Annotated in this window: 17 protein-coding genes; 9 read left to right on the forward strand and 8 right to left on the reverse strand. The window is 62.4% G+C overall.

The genetic code is table 11. The features are described 5' to 3' along the window. Window positions 1–25: 25 nt before the first annotated feature. From ctaD to DMX11_RS05380, 3 genes are read left to right on the forward strand one after another with little or no spacing between them, the layout of a single operon-like run. Entirely contained in the window at window positions 26–1,615 is a 1,590-nt protein-coding gene (gene ctaD, locus DMX11_RS05370; protein WP_003253037.1) for a cytochrome c oxidase subunit I, read from the forward strand. A gap of 10 nt (window positions 1,616–1,625) precedes the next feature. Further along, entirely contained in the window at window positions 1,626–2,192 is a 567-nt protein-coding gene (locus DMX11_RS05375; protein ID WP_110743542.1) for a cytochrome c oxidase assembly protein, read from the forward strand. A gap of 16 nt (window positions 2,193–2,208) precedes the next feature. Continuing rightward, window positions 2,209–3,096 (forward strand): cytochrome c oxidase subunit 3, encoded by an 888-nt coding sequence (locus tag DMX11_RS05380; protein WP_110743543.1) that lies wholly within the window; start codon window positions 2,209–2,211, stop codon window positions 3,094–3,096. A 13-nt stretch (window positions 3,097–3,109) separates the two neighbouring features. On the opposite strand, the gene DMX11_RS05385 is transcribed toward DMX11_RS05380, so the two are convergent. After that, window positions 3,110–3,313, reverse strand: coding sequence for a twin transmembrane helix small protein (locus tag DMX11_RS05385; protein ID WP_110743544.1), 204 nt, complete (start codon window positions 3,311–3,313; stop codon window positions 3,110–3,112). A gap of 51 nt (window positions 3,314–3,364) precedes the next feature. On the opposite strand from DMX11_RS05385, the gene DMX11_RS05390 reads away from it, so the two are divergent. The 5 genes from DMX11_RS05390 to DMX11_RS05410 are packed head-to-tail and all read left to right on the forward strand — an operon-like array spanning window position 3,365 to window position 7,248. Continuing rightward, entirely contained in the window at window positions 3,365–4,102 is a 738-nt protein-coding gene (locus DMX11_RS05390; RefSeq protein ID WP_110743545.1) for an SURF1 family protein, read from the forward strand. Beyond that, the gene (locus tag DMX11_RS05395) at window positions 4,071–4,652 is read left to right on the forward strand and encodes a hypothetical protein (protein ID WP_110743546.1); all 582 of its coding nucleotides are present in this window, start codon (window positions 4,071–4,073) and stop codon (window positions 4,650–4,652) included. Before DMX11_RS05390 ends, DMX11_RS05395 begins: the two co-directional genes overlap by 32 nt. Window positions 4,653–4,661: 9 nt before the next feature. Further along, window positions 4,662–5,741: a heme A synthase gene (locus DMX11_RS05400; RefSeq protein ID WP_110743547.1), complete on the forward strand. Its 1,080-nt coding sequence runs from the start codon at window positions 4,662–4,664 to the stop codon at window positions 5,739–5,741. After that, window positions 5,726–6,619, forward strand: coding sequence for a heme o synthase (cyoE, locus tag DMX11_RS05405; RefSeq protein WP_110743548.1), 894 nt, complete (start codon window positions 5,726–5,728; stop codon window positions 6,617–6,619). Before DMX11_RS05400 ends, cyoE begins: the two co-directional genes overlap by 16 nt. Further along, a complete protein-coding gene (locus DMX11_RS05410; protein WP_110743549.1) occupies window positions 6,616–7,248 on the forward strand; it encodes an SCO family protein in 633 nt (210 codons plus the stop codon). Before cyoE ends, DMX11_RS05410 begins: the two co-directional genes overlap by 4 nt. 120 nt (window positions 7,249–7,368) lie before the next feature. Here DMX11_RS05410 and DMX11_RS05415 read toward each other — a convergent pair whose 3' ends face one another. From DMX11_RS05415 to DMX11_RS05425, 3 genes are all read right to left on the reverse strand, one after another. Further along, complete coding sequence (locus DMX11_RS05415) at window positions 7,369–8,142, reverse strand: MetQ/NlpA family ABC transporter substrate-binding protein (RefSeq protein ID WP_110743550.1); 774 nt, start codon at window positions 8,140–8,142, stop codon at window positions 7,369–7,371. A 64-nt stretch (window positions 8,143–8,206) separates the two neighbouring features. Beyond that, window positions 8,207–8,878: a methionine ABC transporter permease gene (locus DMX11_RS05420; protein ID WP_056793728.1), complete on the reverse strand. Its 672-nt coding sequence runs from the start codon at window positions 8,876–8,878 to the stop codon at window positions 8,207–8,209. Further along, window positions 8,878–9,885 (reverse strand): methionine ABC transporter ATP-binding protein, encoded by a 1,008-nt coding sequence (locus DMX11_RS05425; RefSeq protein ID WP_110743551.1) that lies wholly within the window; start codon window positions 9,883–9,885, stop codon window positions 8,878–8,880. Before DMX11_RS05425 ends, DMX11_RS05420 begins: the two co-directional genes overlap by 1 nt. A 175-nt stretch (window positions 9,886–10,060) precedes the next feature. Between DMX11_RS05425 and katE the strand changes: the two genes are divergently transcribed. Further along, a complete protein-coding gene (gene katE / locus DMX11_RS05430) occupies window positions 10,061–12,247 on the forward strand; it encodes a catalase HPII (RefSeq protein WP_256590505.1) in 2,187 nt (728 codons plus the stop codon). Between the two features lie 106 nt (window positions 12,248–12,353). On the opposite strand, the gene DMX11_RS05435 is transcribed toward katE, so the two are convergent. The 4 genes from DMX11_RS05435 to zur all read right to left on the reverse strand — a co-directional run bounded on the left by DMX11_RS05435 (window position 12,354) and on the right by zur (window position 15,218). Continuing rightward, a complete protein-coding gene (locus tag DMX11_RS05435) occupies window positions 12,354–13,061 on the reverse strand; it encodes a PA5502 family lipoprotein (protein WP_110743553.1) in 708 nt (235 codons plus the stop codon). A 126-nt stretch (window positions 13,062–13,187) separates the two neighbouring features. After that, window positions 13,188–13,970 (reverse strand): zinc ABC transporter permease subunit ZnuB, encoded by a 783-nt coding sequence (gene znuB / locus DMX11_RS05440; protein WP_110743554.1) that lies wholly within the window; start codon window positions 13,968–13,970, stop codon window positions 13,188–13,190. Next, entirely contained in the window at window positions 13,963–14,736 is a 774-nt protein-coding gene (gene znuC / locus DMX11_RS05445; RefSeq protein ID WP_110743555.1) for a zinc ABC transporter ATP-binding protein ZnuC, read from the reverse strand. Before znuC ends, znuB begins: the two co-directional genes overlap by 8 nt. Further along, a complete protein-coding gene (gene zur / locus DMX11_RS05450; RefSeq protein ID WP_110743556.1) occupies window positions 14,733–15,218 on the reverse strand; it encodes a zinc uptake transcriptional repressor Zur in 486 nt (161 codons plus the stop codon). Before zur ends, znuC begins: the two co-directional genes overlap by 4 nt. Between the last annotated feature and the right edge of the window lie 2 nt (window positions 15,219–15,220).

Raw genomic sequence — 15,220 nt, forward strand, 5'->3', positions numbered from 1 at the left:
ATCAACGGATTGCAGGAGACAGGACATGAGTGCAGTGATCGACGACCACGCCCACGGCCACGACCATGCGCACGGCCCGGCCAAGGGCTTGATGCGCTGGGTGTTGACCACCAACCATAAAGACATCGGCACGATGTACCTGTGGTTCAGTTTCATCATGTTCCTGCTGGGTGGCTCGTTCGCCATGGTGATCCGGGCCGAGCTGTTCCAGCCTGGCTTGCAGATCGTGGAGCCGGCGTTTTTCAACCAGATGACCACCATGCATGGTTTGATCATGGTGTTCGGGGCGGTGATGCCGGCCTTCGTCGGCCTGGCCAACTGGATGATCCCGTTAATGATCGGCGCGCCCGATATGGCGCTGCCGCGGATGAACAACTTCAGCTTCTGGCTGCTGCCGGCGGCCTTCCTGCTGCTGGTCTCGACCCTGTTCAGCCCGGGCGGCGGGCCGAACTTCGGCTGGACCTTCTACGCCCCGCTGTCCACCACCTATGCACCTGCCAGCGTCACCTTCTTCATCTTCGCCATCCACCTGATGGGCATCAGCTCGATCATGGGCGCGATCAACGTGATCGCCACCATCCTCAACCTGCGTGCGCCTGGCATGACCCTGATGAAGATGCCGTTGTTCGTCTGGACCTGGCTGATCACGGCATTCCTGCTGATTGCCGTGATGCCGGTGCTGGCGGGCGTGGTGACCATGATGCTGATGGATATTCACTTCGGCACCAGTTTCTTCAGCGCGGCCGGTGGCGGTGACCCGGTGCTGTTCCAGCACGTGTTCTGGTTCTTCGGCCACCCCGAGGTGTACATCATGATCCTGCCGGCTTTCGGCGCGGTCAGCTCGATCATCCCGGCATTCTCGCGCAAGCCGCTGTTCGGCTACACCTCGATGGTGTACGCCACCGGCGCCATCGCCTTCCTGTCGTTCATCGTGTGGGCTCACCATATGTTCGTGGTCGGCATCCCTGTAGTCGGCGAGCTGTTCTTCATGTACGCCACCATGCTGATTGCCGTGCCCACCGGGGTGAAGGTGTTCAACTGGGTCAGCACCATGTGGGAAGGTTCGCTCACCTTCGAAACGCCGATGCTGTTCGCCATTGCCTTCGTCATCCTGTTCACCATCGGCGGCTTCAGCGGGTTGATGCTGGCGATTGCCCCGGCGGACTTCCAGTACCACGACACCTACTTCGTGGTGGCGCATTTCCATTACGTGCTGGTGCCTGGGGCCATCTTCGGCATCTTCGCTTCGGCCTACTACTGGCTGCCCAAGTGGACCGGCCACATGTACGACGAAACCCTCGGCAAGCTGCATTTCTGGCTGTCGTTCATTGGCATGAACATGGCCTTCTTCCCCATGCACTTCGTTGGCCTGGCGGGCATGCCGCGGCGTATCCCCGACTACAACCTGCAGTTCGCCGATTTCAACATGGTGTCGTCGATCGGCGCGTTCATGTTTGGCGCCACTCAGATCTTCTTCCTGTTCATTGTCATCAAGTGCATCCGTGGTGGCGCGCCGGCACCGGCCAAACCCTGGGATGGCGCCGAGGGCCTGGAATGGTCGATTCCTTCACCGGCGCCCTACCACACCTTCCAGACTCCACCGGAAGTGAAATAGGAACCCTGCCATGAAAGGCCTTTCGCTGAAGCGCCTGGTAACGCGCCTGTTGATGCTGACGGTGGTGATGTTCGCCTTCGGTTTCGCCCTGGTGCCGATCTATGACGTGATGTGCAAAGCGTTCGGTATCAACGGCAAGACCGGCGGCCAATACGAAGGTAGCCAGGTCAGTGACCCGACGCGTGCTGTGCGGGTGCAGTTCATGTCGACCAATGCCAGCGACATGGTCTGGGACTTCTACTCCACTGCCGACCAGCTGGAGGTCAACCCCGGGGCGGTGAACCAGATGATCTTCATTGCCCACAACCCGACCGACCGGCCGATGAGTGCGCAGGCAATACCCAGCATTACCCCGGCCGAGGCCGCGGCGTACTTCCACAAGACCGAGTGCTTCTGCTTTACCCAGCAGGTGCTGCAGCCCGGCGAACGCATCGAGATGCCGGTGCGCTTCATCGTTGACCGCGACCTGCCGGCCAGCGTTAAGCACCTGACACTGGCCTACACCTTGTTCGACATCACCGCTCGCCACCCGCCGGTCGCGCATGTTGCGACCCAGGACGTCCAGGGCGCCCGTTAAGGGAAGGAGAACAGCAATGGCAAGTCATGAGCACTATTACGTCCCGGCGCAGAGCAAATGGCCGATCATCGCCACCCTCGGCATGTTCATCACGGTGTTTGGCCTGGGCACCTGGTTCAACGACATGAAGGCCGGCCACCCGGACTCGCATGGGCCACTGATCTTCTTTGTTGGTGCGTTGTTCCTGGCCTATATGTTGTTCGGCTGGTTCGGGGCGGTGGTCAAGGAAAGCCGTGCAGGGCTGTACAGCCCGCAGCTGGACCGCTCGCTCCGCTGGGGCATGAGCTGGTTCATCTTTTCCGAGGTGATGTTCTTCCTGGCCTTCTTCGGCGCGCTGTTCTACGTGCGTGTGCTGGCAGGGCCATGGCTGGGGGGGGAAGGTGCCAAGGGCGTGGCGCACATGCTGTGGCCGAGTTTCGAGTTCACCTGGCCGCTGCTGCATACGCCAGACCCGAAACTGTTCCCGCCGCCCAAGGAAGTGATCGACCCGTGGCACCTGCCGCTGATCAACACCATCCTGCTGGTCAGCTCCAGCGTGACCATCACCCTCGCCCATCACGCCTTACGCCGTGACCACCGTGGGCCGCTGAAACTCTGGATGGCGCTGACCATCCTGTTGGGCATCAGCTTCATCGCGCTGCAAGCCTTCGAGTATCACGAAGCCTATACCAAGCTGGGGCTGACGCTGGGTTCGGGCATTTACGGGGCGACGTTCTTCATGCTCACCGGCTTCCACGGTGCGCACGTGACCTTGGGCACCATCATCCTGATCGTGATGTTCGTGCGGATCATGCGGGGGCACTTCAACCCAGCGAAACATTTCGGCTTCGAGGCGGCCAGTTGGTACTGGCATTTCGTCGATGTGGTGTGGGTGGGGTTGTTCATCTTTGTGTATGTGCTTTAAGGCCCATGCAGATTCAGAAGGGAGCATGTGAAACCAGCTGACCACTCATGAAACCCCAGGCGACCAGGCCGATGGTCAGGGCCGCCAGGGTCACTCGCACTGTCAGCGCTTTCAGCAGGCGGGTCGAGTTTTCGTCGTCCTTGACCAGGAACACCAGGCCACTGAGCAGGCTGGCAATCGTGGCCAACAGCATCAGGACAATCGCGGCCTTGAGCATGGCGCTTCTCCGGGGGGATGCGGTGATGTGGATAAGTATAGCGAGCCGCCGATGAGGCCGTTTCGCCCAGGCTGGGTGCCGACTCTGGTGGTGCTTGCGCTGCTGCCGGGGTTGATCGCGCTTGGCTGCTGGCAACTGGGTCGCGCCGAGGAAAAGCGTGCGCTGCTGGCCAGCTATGCCGAGCGGCGTATCGAAGCGCCATTAGCCATTGCCCAGCTGACCGGCAGCCAGGACAACACCTTCCGCCGCGTGCACCTGTACGGCCGCTTCGACGCCGATCACAGCCTGCTGCTGGACAACCGCATGCGCGATGGCCAGGCCGGCGTAGAGCTGCTGCAACCCTTCCATGACCAGGCCAGCGGCTTGTGGGTGCTGGTCAATCGCGGTTGGCTACCCTGGCCAGATCGCCGCGTGCCTGTGCACTTCGACACGCCTGCCCAGGCCTTGGCACTGGACGCTGCGGTGTACGTCGCACCCGGTAACACCTTCCAGCTGCACCCGGACCCGGTTGGCGGTCAGTGGCCCCACCTGCTGACCGCCGTCGACGCCGCTCAGCTTTGGCCGCAGCTGGATCGGGAAGGTTTCGCCCACGAACTACGCCTGGAACCCGGCCCGGCTACCTATCGCCTGGACTGGCCGATCGTGGCCATGGGCCCGGAAAAACACGTGGGCTATGCCGTGCAATGGTTTGCCCTGGCTACTGCTTTGGTCCTGCTCTACCTCTATTTCGGCTGGCACCACAACAAGGAGAAACGCCATGGCCACCGCCACTCCACTGGACGTGCCTGAACGTAGCAAACCCAGAGCCCGCGGGCGTTTGCAGCTATTGTTGATCCTGCTGGTGGTGCTTGGGCCAATGATCCTGGCCACGAGCATGTACAAGCTCAAGTTCTGGGTGCCGGAAGGCCGCAGCTACCACGGCGCCATGATCGGCAACGGGCAAAGCCGTGCCGATCTTGGCGTGGCTGGCCAGGACGAGCGCTGGCAGTTGCTGGTCAGCGCGCCGCAGGCCTGTGCCGAAGATTGCCAGCGCTTGGTTTATCTGGCCCGGCAGATCCAGGTCGGCCTGGGGCGCGATGCCAGCCGTGCCAGCCATGCGCTGGCTAGCGCCCAGCCGCTGAGCACCGATTATCAGGCCCTGCTCGGCCGCGAGTACCCGCAATTGCAACGCTACCCGCTGGATGCGCAGCGCTACCTGAAGCAGGTCGGCGAGGCTGCCCCGCAGTTATGGATTGTCGACCCGCACGGCAACCTGGTACTGCGCTACGGCGACAAGGTCAATGGCAAGCATGTGCTGGATGACCTGCGCCACCTGCTCAAGCTGTCCAACATCGGCTAGGAGCCTGCCATGGCCAGACCCGGATTTCGCCTTGCTGTGTTCGCCACCCTGCTGGCACTGCTGGTTGTCCTGCTCGGTGCCTATACCCGGCTGACCCACGCCGGCCTCGGCTGCCCTGACTGGCCGGGTTGCTACGGCTTCATCAGCGTGCCCAAGAGCGAAGCGCAGCTGGCTCATGCCGAGCTGCACTTCCCTGAGCACCCTGTGGAAGCTGCCAAGGGTTGGGCCGAGATGGTTCATCGCTACTTCGCCGGTACCCTGGGCGTGGTAATCGCCCTGCTCGCCTTTCAGGCGATACGCCGACATGCCCGCGATGGCCAGCCGTATCGCCTGCCAGTGCTGTTGCTGGGGGTAGTGTTGGCCCAGGCGGCTTTTGGCATGTGGACGGTCACCCTGAAGCTATGGCCACAGGTGGTCACCGCGCACTTGCTGGGTGGTTTCACCACGCTGAGCTTGCTATTCCTGTTATCCCTGCGTCTGTCCCGCGCTTTTGCGCCATTGCCCAAATTACCTTTGAGCCTGCGCCGGATCGCTGCGCTGGCCCTGCTGGTAGTCATCGGGCAGATTGCCTTGGGCGGCTGGGTCAGTGCCAACTACGCGGCGGTTGCCTGTATCGACCTGCCGACCTGCCATGGCCAGTGGTGGCCGGCGGCGGACTTCAGCAACGGCTTCCACCTGACCCAGCACGTCGGCCCCAACTACCTGGGCGGGCAACTGGACAGTGATGCGCGCACGGCCATTCATATCAGCCATCGCCTGGGAGCGCTGTTGGTGACCTGCGTGCTGCTGATGCTCAGCTGGAAGCTGCATCGCTGTGGCCTTGCCAACCTGGCGCGGCTGGTGTTGCTGGCGCTGGCCGTGCAGGTGGGCCTGGGGATCAGCAACGTGCTGCTGCATCTGCCGTTGGCGGTGGCCGTGGCGCACAACGCTGGCGGCGCACTGTTGCTGCTGAGCATGGTGCTGGTGAACTACCGCATTCGGGTGGTCGACAAGGTGCGCGTAGGTGTCGGCCACGGCTGGCGCCTGCGGCCGGTGACCGGCGTAGGCATCTCCCATCACATGAGGAACGATTCGTGGCGACGCTTCTGAGCGCACGGCGGGCCACCTGGCGCGATTACCTGGAAATGACCAAGCCCAAGGTGGTGGTGCTGATGTTGATCACCTCGCTGGCGGGCATGTTCCTCGCCACCCGCGCGGGGGTGGGTTGGAGTGTGCTGCTGTTCGGCAACCTGGGCATTGGCCTGTGTGCCGGTGGTGCGGCGGTGGTCAACCATGTGGTGGACCGGCGCATCGACGCGCTGATGGCGCGTACTCGCAAGCGGCCGCTTGCCCAGCGCCGGGTCGAGCCGCTGCCGGCGCTGCTGTTCGCCCTAGCCCTTGCGCTATTGGGCATGGCCCTGCTGTTGGTGTTCACCAACACGCTCACCGCCTGGCTGACTTTGGCTTCGCTGCTTGGTTATGCCGTGCTCTACACAGGCTTTCTCAAGCGTGCCACGCCGCAAAACATCGTTATCGGGGGCTTGGCTGGCGCTGCCCCGCCCTTGCTCGGCTGGGTTGCGGTAAGCGGCCACGTCAGCGCCGAGCCTTTGTTGCTGGTGCTGATCATCTTCGCCTGGACTCCACCGCACTTCTGGGCACTGGCCATCCACCGCAAGGAGGAGTACGCCAAGGCCGATATCCCGATGCTGCCGGTGACCCACGGCGAGCGCTACACCAAGCTGCATATCCTGCTCTACACCCTGATCTTGCTGGCGGTGAGCCTTTTGCCTTATGCCATTCACATGAGCGGCCCGCTGTACCTCACCTGTGCCTTGGCCTTGGGGCTGCGCTTCCTGCAATGGGCCTGGGTGTTGTACCGTGGCAGCCGGCCGCACGCGGCGATTGGCACCTTCAAGTACTCTATCGCCTACTTGTTCGCGCTGTTCATCGCGTTGCTCCTCGACCACTACCTGTTGCTGAACCTATGACCCGAACCCAGAAAACCGTCTTCATTCTCGTTGCCTTGGTCGCGTTGATCCTGGGCCTGACCGTCAACAAGGTGCTCAATGGCCGCGACCAGCCCAACCCCACCGAACTGATCGACGCCGGCATTATCCTGTTGCCGCAGAGCCGCACCGTGGCCGACGTGACCATGACTGACCAGAACGGCCAGCCGGTGCAGCTGGATGATCTGAAGGGCAAATGGTCGCTGCTGTTCTTTGGCTACACCTACTGCCCGGACATCTGCCCGACCACCTTGGCCCAGTTGCGCCAGGTGAAGAGCGAGCTACCCAAGGAAGCCGTCGACCGGTTGCAGGTGGTATTGGTGAGCGTGGACCCGAACCGCGATACGCCGAATCAGCTGAAGCAGTACCTGGGCTATTTCGACAAGGACTTTGTCGGGGTGGCGGGGTCGATCGAGGACACCCAGAAGCTGGCCAATGCCTTGAGCATCCCGTTCATTCCGGCGGATACCAGCAAGCCGGGGTATACCGTGGATCACAGCGGCAACCTGGCGATTGTCGGGCCGGATGGGCGTCAGCGCGGGTTCATTCGGGCGCCGTTCAACAACCAGAAGCTGGTGGCGCAGTTGCCCGGGCTTGTGAAGCGGGATTGAGAATGCTGGGCCTGCTGCGCAGGCCTATCGCGACACAAGGCCGCTCCCACATGGGTCGGCGTACGCCTTACCTTGTGGGAGCGGGCTTGCCCCGCGAAGAATCCAGCGCGATGTGACGCCTTAGAACGCCGGGACCACAGCGCCTTTGTATTTCTCGGTGATGAACTGCTTCACTTCAGGCGAGTGCAGCGCGGCTGCGAGTTTTTTCATCGCATCGGAGTCCTTGTTGTCCGGGCGGGCAACCAGGATGTTCACGTAAGGCGAGTCGCTGCCTTCGATAGCCAGAGCGTCTTTCTCAGGGTTCAGCTTGGCTTCCAGCGCGTAGTTGGTGTTGATCAGGGCGGCATCGACCTGGGTCAGCACGCGCGGGATGGTGGCGGCTTCCAGCTCACGGAACTTGACGTTCTTCGGGTTCTCCACCACATCCTTCACGGTCGACAGGATGTTCTTGTTGTCCTTCAGCTTGATCACGCCGGCCTTGTCCAGCAGCAGCAGGGCGCGGCCGCCGTTGGTAGCATCGTTGGGGATGACCACGGTGGCGCCGGAGGACAGCTCGTCCAGCTTCTTGATCTTGGTCGAGTACACGCCCAGCGGTTCGATATGCACGCCGGCCACGCTCACCAGGTTGGTGCCCTTGGCCTTGTTGAACTCATCCAGGTACGGCTGGTGTTGGAAGAAGTTGGCGTCCAGGCGCTTTTCCGCAACTTGCACGTTTGGCTGGATGTAGTCGGTGAACTCCTTGACCTTCAGCTCAACGCCCTCTTTCGCCAGTGCAGGTTTGACGAAGTTGAGGATTTCAGCGTGCGGTACCGGGGTGGCAGCGACGGTCAGGGTTTCGGCGGCATTGGCCGAAAAGGCCGCGACAGCGGCGACAACAGCAAGCAGCTTCTTCATTGATCACTCCTTGTGAGGGCCGCGACGGCCCCCGAACGGGTCGGCCGGGCCGACCCCATTGGGGTTACTTACGGGAAAAATGCACGACCAGTTTGTCGCCAACGCTTTGCAGTACTTGAACCAGTACCAGCAGCAGTACCACGGTCACCACCATCACGTCGGTCTGGAAACGCTGGTAACCGAAGCGGATGGCCAGGTCGCCCAGGCCGCCAGCGCCGACCACACCGGCCATGGCGGTGTACGAAACCAGGGTGATGGCGGTCACGGTAATGGCCGCGAAGATGCCCGGGCGGGCCTCTGGCAGCAGCGCGCTGGTGATGATCTGGCGGGTGGTAGCGCCCATCGATTGGGTGGCTTCGATGATGCCGCGATCCACTTCACGCAGGGCGGTTTCCACCAGCCGTGCGAAGAACGGCGTGGCGCCCACTACCAGCGGCGGGATGGCGCCGGCAACGCCCAGCGAGGTACCGGTGATCAGTACGGTGATCGGGATCATCACGATCAGCAGGATGATGAACGGCAGCGAGCGCAGGATGTTGACCACCAGCGACAGCAGCGCGTACACGCCCTTCTGTTCGAACATCTGTTTTGGCCCGCAGAGGAACAGCAGCACGCCCAGCGGCAGGCCCAGCAGCACGGTAAAGAACAACGAGCCGAACAGCATGATCATGGTGTCGATGGTGGCCAGCCAGATTTCGGCCCAGTCGACATTGGCAAAGAAATTCAGGGCGTCCATCAACGCAGTACCTCCATATGTACGTCAGCTGCCTTGAAGCGGGCGAATGCCGCTTCCATGTCACCGCCGATCAGGGCGAGGGTGAGCTGGCCATAGGGGATATCCTTGATGCGGTCGATGCGCCCGGCGAGGATGCTGTAGTCCACACCTGTTTCACGGGCTACGGTGCCCAGCAGCGGTGCATAGGTGGCGTCACCCTGGAAGGTCAGGCGCACGATGCGGCCTGGCACGTGGGCGAAATCGTCGCGCTGCTCGCCTTCGTCGACTTGCTCGTCTTCCTGGACGAAGCGCTTGGTGGTGGCGTGCTGCGGGTGCAGGAACACGTCAGCCACCGAGCCTTGTTCGACGATCTGGCCGGCGTCCATTACCGCCACGCGGTCGCAGACCCGGCGGATCACGTCCATTTCGTGGGTGATCAGCACGATGGTCAGCTTCAGCTCACGGTTGATCTCGGCCAGCAGTTGCAGGACCGAGGCCGTGGTTTGCGGGTCGAGGGCGCTGGTGGCCTCGTCGCACAGCAGGATCTTCGGGTTGGTGGACAAGGCGCGGGCGATGCCGACACGCTGCTTCTGGCCACCGGACAGCTGCGCCGGGTACTTTTTGGCGTGGTCCGACAGGCCGACGCGAGCCAGCAGTTCGGTGACGCGCTTGTCGATTTCGCTGCGCGACAGCTCGCCTGCCAGGGTCAGCGGCAGGGCGACGTTGTCGGCGACGGTCTTGGAGGCCAGCAGGTTGAAGTGCTGGAAGATCATGCCGACCTGCTGGCGGAAGCCGCGCAGCTGGTTGGCGTTGAACGCGGTGACGTCTTCGCCGTCGACGATGATCTTGCCGCCGGAAGGCTCTTCCAGACGGTTGATCAGGCGCAGCATGGTGCTTTTGCCTGCGCCGGAATGGCCGATCAGGCCGAACACCTGGCCATCTTCGATGGTCAGGCTGGTCGGATTCAGTGCGGGGATTTCCCTACCGGCAACGCGGTAGGTTTTATGTACCTGTTGGAACTCGATCACGTAGCGAACCTTGTGGGGCGCATGGAATTGGGGTCAGCGGTTAGCTGGGGTCGCGCATTTTAGCCTTTTCCCATAGCTGTTCTTAGCATTTATTTCGTAATGCACCAATCCTTCGGGCATATCGCGACAACCGGTAATCCTGATTGAACGCTCGCCAAAGCCCTCTAGTCACTACTTGAACAAGCCCCAACGGGCACGCCTGAAGACTGATGAGGAGAGCCGACCCATGCCCAGCAAGAAAACGGACGCGCCCAAGCACAGCGAGGCCGCCGGAACCCAGACCCCCGACCGGGCCAACACCAATGCCAAGCTGCAGAGCCTGGAGGGTTTTCGCAGCGATGCCACCGGCCAGGCGTTGCGCACCAACCAGGGGGTGAAGATTGCCGATAACCAGAACAGCCTCAAAGCTGGTGCGCGTGGGCCTTCGCTGCTTGAAGACTTCATCATGCGCGAGAAGATCACCCATTTTGACCATGAGCGCATCCCTGAGCGTATCGTGCATGCCCGCGGCACCGGTGCGCACGGTTATTTCCAGAGCTACGGCTGCCATGCCGAGCTGACCAAGGCCGGTTTCCTGCAGGACCCTGAGAAAATCACTCCGGTTTTCGTGCGCTTTTCGACGGTGCAGGGGCCACGTGGTTCGGGGGACACGGTACGCGATGTACGCGGCTTTGCCGTCAAGTTCTATACCGATGAGGGTAATTTCGACCTGGTTGGCAACAACATGCCGGTGTTCTTCATCCAGGATGCCATTAAGTTCCCGGACTTTGTGCATGCAGTGAAGCCTGAACCGCATAACGAAATGCCTACTGGCGGCTCGGCCCATGACACGTTCTGGGACTTCGTTTCGCTGGTGCCGGAGTCGGCGCACATGGTGATCTGGGCCATGTCCGACCGGGCCATCCCGCGCAGCTTGCGAATGATGGAAGGTTTTGGCGTACATACTTTCCGCTTGATCAACGCCGAGGGTGTGGCCACCTTCGTCAAGTTCCACTGGAAACCGCGCCAAGGCGTTCATTCGGTATTGTGGGACGAAGCGCAAAAGCTGGCAGGCAAGGACACCGACTACCACCGCCGCGACTTGTGGGAAGCAATCGAGACCGGTGACTACCCGGAATGGGAACTGGGGGTGCAGATCGTGCCCGAGGCCGATGAACACAAGTTCGACTTCGACCTGCTCGACCCGACCAAGATCATCCCCGAAGAGCTGGTACCGGTGACGCTGCTGGGCAAGATGGTGCTTAACCGCAACCCTGACAACTTCTTTGCTGAAACCGAGCAGGTTGCGTTTTGCCCGGGGCATATCGTGCCGGGTATCGACTTCACCAACGACCCCCTGCTGCAGGGCCGGCTGTTCTCATACACCGATACGCAGATCAGCCGGTTGGGCGGGCCGAACTTCCATGAAATCCCGATCAACCGGCCGGTGGCACCGAACCACAGTGGCCAGCGCGATGCCATGCACCGCATGACCATCGACAAGGGCCGGGCCTCGTACGAGCCCAACTCGATTGATGGTGGCTGGCCGAAGGAAACACCGCCTGCGGCACAGGACGGCGGTTTCGAGAGTTATCAGGAGCGTATCGACGCGCACAAGATCCGCCAGCGCAGCGAGTCGTTTGGCGACCACTTCTCGCAGGCACGGTTGTTCTTCCAGAGCATGAGCCCGACCGAGCAGCAGCACATCATCAAGGCCTATAGCTTCGAACTGGGCAAGGTGGAGCGGGAAAACATCCGTGCGCGGCAAGTTAACGAGATCCTCGCCAATATCGATCTGAAGCTGGCGGCGGCTGTGGCGGCGAACCTTGGGCTACCGGCGCCCAAGCAAGGTACGGTCAAGGTGAAAGGCAGCAAGCTGGCGCAGTCCAAGGCGTTAAGCCAGATGAATCACCCCGGCTCAGTAGGCATCAAGGGGCGCAAGATCGCCGTGTTGATAGCCGATGGTGTGGATTCAGCAAGTGTCGACCGGCTGGTGAAGGCGCTGGAGGCGCACAGTGCGCGGCCAATGCTGCTGGGGCCTACCTCGGCGCCGGTGAAGGCGGCGGATGGCAAGCAGTTGCCGGTGGATGCGTCGATGGAGGGGATGCCGTCGATCATGTTCGATGGCATTGTCGTGCCCGGGGGCGATGCTGCAACGAACGCCTTGGCGGCCAGCGGATTGGCCAAGCACTTCCTGCTGGAGGGGTACAAGCATCTGAAGGCGTTGGTGTTGACCAAGGCCTTGGTCAAAGCGCTGGGGCTCAAGGAAGACAAGGGATTACTGGTGGGGGATGAGCAGAAGACCGTTGATGCCTTTGTGAAAGCGGTCGAGGGGCATAGGGTGTGGGAACGGGAGGCGGCTGCGGAGGCGGTACCGGCCTAAGGCACGCTTTGCATACCGTCACCGGCAAGCCAGCTCTCACAGGTACATCACTGCCCGTCAGACTGTACCTGTGGGGGCTGGCTGCCGGCGATAGGGCTGTAAAGGTTTACTGCTGATGTGGGACCAGAACCACCTGCGCCGGCAGCGAGCGCTGGATTTCATGCTTTTGCTTCAAATCGAACCCGCTGTCGATCTTGCGCACGCGCTTCTCCAGCAACGTCTTCAGCCAAGGCGCATCCTCGGTGCGCGGCACCTGGAACACCACCTCGCATTGGTAACTCACTACATCGGCGGCAATCTCGTCCAGCTGGCGACGCATGGCGCGGCTGTCGGTGGTCTTCAAGGCCACCACGGTGCTGGGCGCAGTTGGGTCGATGATGCGTGCCTTGGGCTTGGCCTCGGCTGCCTTCAGCGCCGCCTCCGCCTTCTCCAGCTCGGCCTTGCGCGCTTGGGTTACAGCGTCGCCACCGGTCACCGCCGGGGCCTGTGGCATGAGCGCACGGGCACGGGCCAGGGCAGTTGCCGCCGCATTCACATCGCCCTTTTGCAGGACGATCTGGCTACGTTGCAGGTAAGCCTCGGCCAGTTGTCGCTGATATTGCTCCAGACGCGCGTCATCGGGCGCCTGGGCCTGCAGGGTCGTCAACTGGTCTTCGGCGGTGGCCAGCTCGTTGCTGGCAATGTTCTGTTGCAACTGCTGCCAGGCATCGGCTTGGGCAGGTGCGGTGGCCTGCTCTACCGGCGCGCTGGAGCAGGCAGCCAGGAACAGGGAAAACGCGGCAACAAGCAGATAACGGGAGGCGAACGGCTTCATTCCTGCGACTCTCTATTTGCGCAAAAAGCGAGCAAGTCTACACCCAGGTGCGCACGCTCGAAAACAGGTCTTACAGACCCTTTACCTGGCAAAAGGTTGCAAGGCGTGCCTGCGCACGCCCTGTGTTCAGCGCTTTGGCAACGCCAGGCTCAGCAAGAATAGCACTGCTGCACAGACCACGATCGACGGCCCTGCTGGGGTGTCCTTGAACCAGGACATGGCCAAACCGCCACAGACGGCGGCGATGCCCAGCAGGCTGGCGCCCAGCGCCATCTGTTCGGGCGAGCGGGCGTGACGCTGCGCCGCAGCAGCGGGGATGATCAGCAGCGAGGTGATCAGCAACACGCCGACGATCTTCATGGCCACGGCTATTACCACGGCAATCAGCAGCATCAGCGCCATGCGCAGGCCGGCCACCGGCAGGCCTTCGACCATGGCCAGTTCTTCGTGCACGGTAACCGCCAGCAGCGGCCGCCACAGCGCGGCAAGCAGCAACAGCACCAGCGCACTGCCGCCGAGGATCCAGGCCAGGTCGGTGGGGCTTATGGCCAGCAGATCGCCGAACAGGTAGGCCATCAAGTCGATGCGCACATCGTGCATGAAGCTCAGCACCACCAGGCCCAGTGACAAGGTGCTGGGGGCCAGGATGCCGAGCAAAGTGTCCGAGGCCAATGGCTGGCGTTGCTGCAAGGTCACCAGCAGGATCGCCAGCAACAGGCAGCCGACGGTTACCGCCAAGGCCGGGCTTACGTCCAGCACGAAACCCATTGCCACGCCAAGCAGCGCGGCGTGGGACAGGGTGTCGCCGAAATACGCCATGCGCCGCCACACCACGAAAGAGCCAAGCGGGCCCGCAACGACTGCCAGGGAAAGGCCCGCAAGCAAGGCGTAAAGAAGAAAATCAGCCATGCTTGCAGTGCTCTCCGTGGACATGGTTGCCAGGCGCCACGACCGAGCCGTGCAGGTCGTGGCTGTGGTCGTGGTGGTGGTGGTAAACGGCCAGGCTAGGGGCGTTCTGGCCGAACAGTTCGACGAAGGCCGGGTCGTTGCTGACTTGCTCCGGGTGGCCCGAGCAGCACACGTGGCGGTTCAGGCACACCACCTGGTCGGTGGCGCTCATCACCAGGTGCAGGTCGTGCGACACCATCAATACGCCGCAGCCGTGGCGATCGCGCAGGCGGGTGATGAGGTTGTACAGCTCGGTCTGGCCAACCACGTCCACGCCTTGTACCGGCTCGTCGAGCACCAGCAGCTGGGGCTCGCGCAGCAGCGCGCGGGCCAGCAGCACGCGCTGCATTTCGCCACCGGAAATGGTCTGGATCGGGCTGTCGATGACCTGCTCGGCACCCACTTCCTGCAGCGCCGACAGGGCTGCCGCGCGGTCTACCCCGGGCACCAGGCGCAGAAAGCGCAGCACCGACAGCGGCAGCGTGGCATCGACCTGAATCTTCTGCGGCATGTAGCCAATGCGCAGCTTCGGCTTGCGCCATACCTTGCCGCGGTGCGGCTTGAGCAGACCGAGCACGGCACGTACCAAGGTAGTCTTGCCCGCGCCGTTGGGGCCGATCAGGGTGACGATCTGGCCCGGAGCTACCGACAGGTCGATGCTGTCGAGCACCGCCTCGCCGGCAAAGGTGACGCCGACCTGCTCCAGGCGGATCAGTGCGTTGCTCATGCCGCACTCCGGCAGTTGCCGCACAGCCCCACCACTTCCACGGTCTGGGTCTCTACCGTGAAGCCTACGCCCTTGGCGCTGGTGATGATGGCCTCGCTGATGCTGCTCTGTTCCAGTTCGATGGCCACATGGCATTCACGGCAGATCAAAAACTGGCCCTGATGCACATGCTCCGGGTGGCTGCAGCCGATGAAGGCGTTGAGCGAGGCGATGCGGTGGACCAGGCCGTTTTCCAGCAGGAAGTCGAGCGCGCGGTACACCGTAGGCGGGGCAGCGCGGCGGCCATCCTGCTCGCTGAGCACGGCGAGGATGTCGTAGGCACCCAGCGGCTTGTGGCTTTGCCAAACCAGCTCCAGCACACGGCGGCGCAGCGCGGTCAGGCGCAGGCCCTGCCGCGTGCACAAGGCGTCGGCTTCAGCCAGTGCGCTATGGACGCAATGGGAGTGATCGTGAGGGCGGTTGGCCAGCGGCGTGATGGACATGG

Source organism: Pseudomonas sp. LB-090624 (assembly GCF_003205205.1).
GTDB lineage: Bacteria > Pseudomonadota > Gammaproteobacteria > Pseudomonadales > Pseudomonadaceae > Aquipseudomonas.

What these genes read in the sequence shown, in the direction of transcription:
- ctaD (WP_003253037.1), top strand. Translation starts at nt 26, where the DNA reads ATGAGTGCAGTGATCGACGACCACGCCCACGGCCACGACCATGCGCAC.
- DMX11_RS05375 (WP_110743542.1), top strand. Translation starts at nt 1,626, where the DNA reads ATGAAAGGCCTTTCGCTGAAGCGCCTGGTAACGCGCCTGTTGATGCTG.
- DMX11_RS05380 (WP_110743543.1), top strand. Translation starts at nt 2,209, where the DNA reads ATGGCAAGTCATGAGCACTATTACGTCCCGGCGCAGAGCAAATGGCCG.
- DMX11_RS05385 (WP_110743544.1), bottom strand. Translation starts at nt 3,313, where the DNA reads ATGCTCAAGGCCGCGATTGTCCTGATGCTGTTGGCCACGATTGCCAGC.
- DMX11_RS05390 (WP_110743545.1), top strand. Translation starts at nt 3,365, where the DNA reads ATGAGGCCGTTTCGCCCAGGCTGGGTGCCGACTCTGGTGGTGCTTGCG.
- DMX11_RS05395 (WP_110743546.1), top strand. Translation starts at nt 4,071, where the DNA reads ATGGCCACCGCCACTCCACTGGACGTGCCTGAACGTAGCAAACCCAGA.
- DMX11_RS05400 (WP_110743547.1), top strand. Translation starts at nt 4,662, where the DNA reads ATGGCCAGACCCGGATTTCGCCTTGCTGTGTTCGCCACCCTGCTGGCA.
- DMX11_RS05410 (WP_110743549.1), top strand. Translation starts at nt 6,616, where the DNA reads ATGACCCGAACCCAGAAAACCGTCTTCATTCTCGTTGCCTTGGTCGCG.
- DMX11_RS05415 (WP_110743550.1), bottom strand. Translation starts at nt 8,142, where the DNA reads ATGAAGAAGCTGCTTGCTGTTGTCGCCGCTGTCGCGGCCTTTTCGGCC.
- DMX11_RS05420 (WP_056793728.1), bottom strand. Translation starts at nt 8,878, where the DNA reads ATGGACGCCCTGAATTTCTTTGCCAATGTCGACTGGGCCGAAATCTGG.
- DMX11_RS05435 (WP_110743553.1), bottom strand. Translation starts at nt 13,061, where the DNA reads ATGAAGCCGTTCGCCTCCCGTTATCTGCTTGTTGCCGCGTTTTCCCTG.
- znuB (WP_110743554.1), bottom strand. Translation starts at nt 13,970, where the DNA reads ATGGCTGATTTTCTTCTTTACGCCTTGCTTGCGGGCCTTTCCCTGGCA.
- znuC (WP_110743555.1), bottom strand. Translation starts at nt 14,736, where the DNA reads ATGAGCAACGCACTGATCCGCCTGGAGCAGGTCGGCGTCACCTTTGCC.
- zur (WP_110743556.1), bottom strand. Translation starts at nt 15,218, where the DNA reads ATGTCCATCACGCCGCTGGCCAACCGCCCTCACGATCACTCCCATTGC.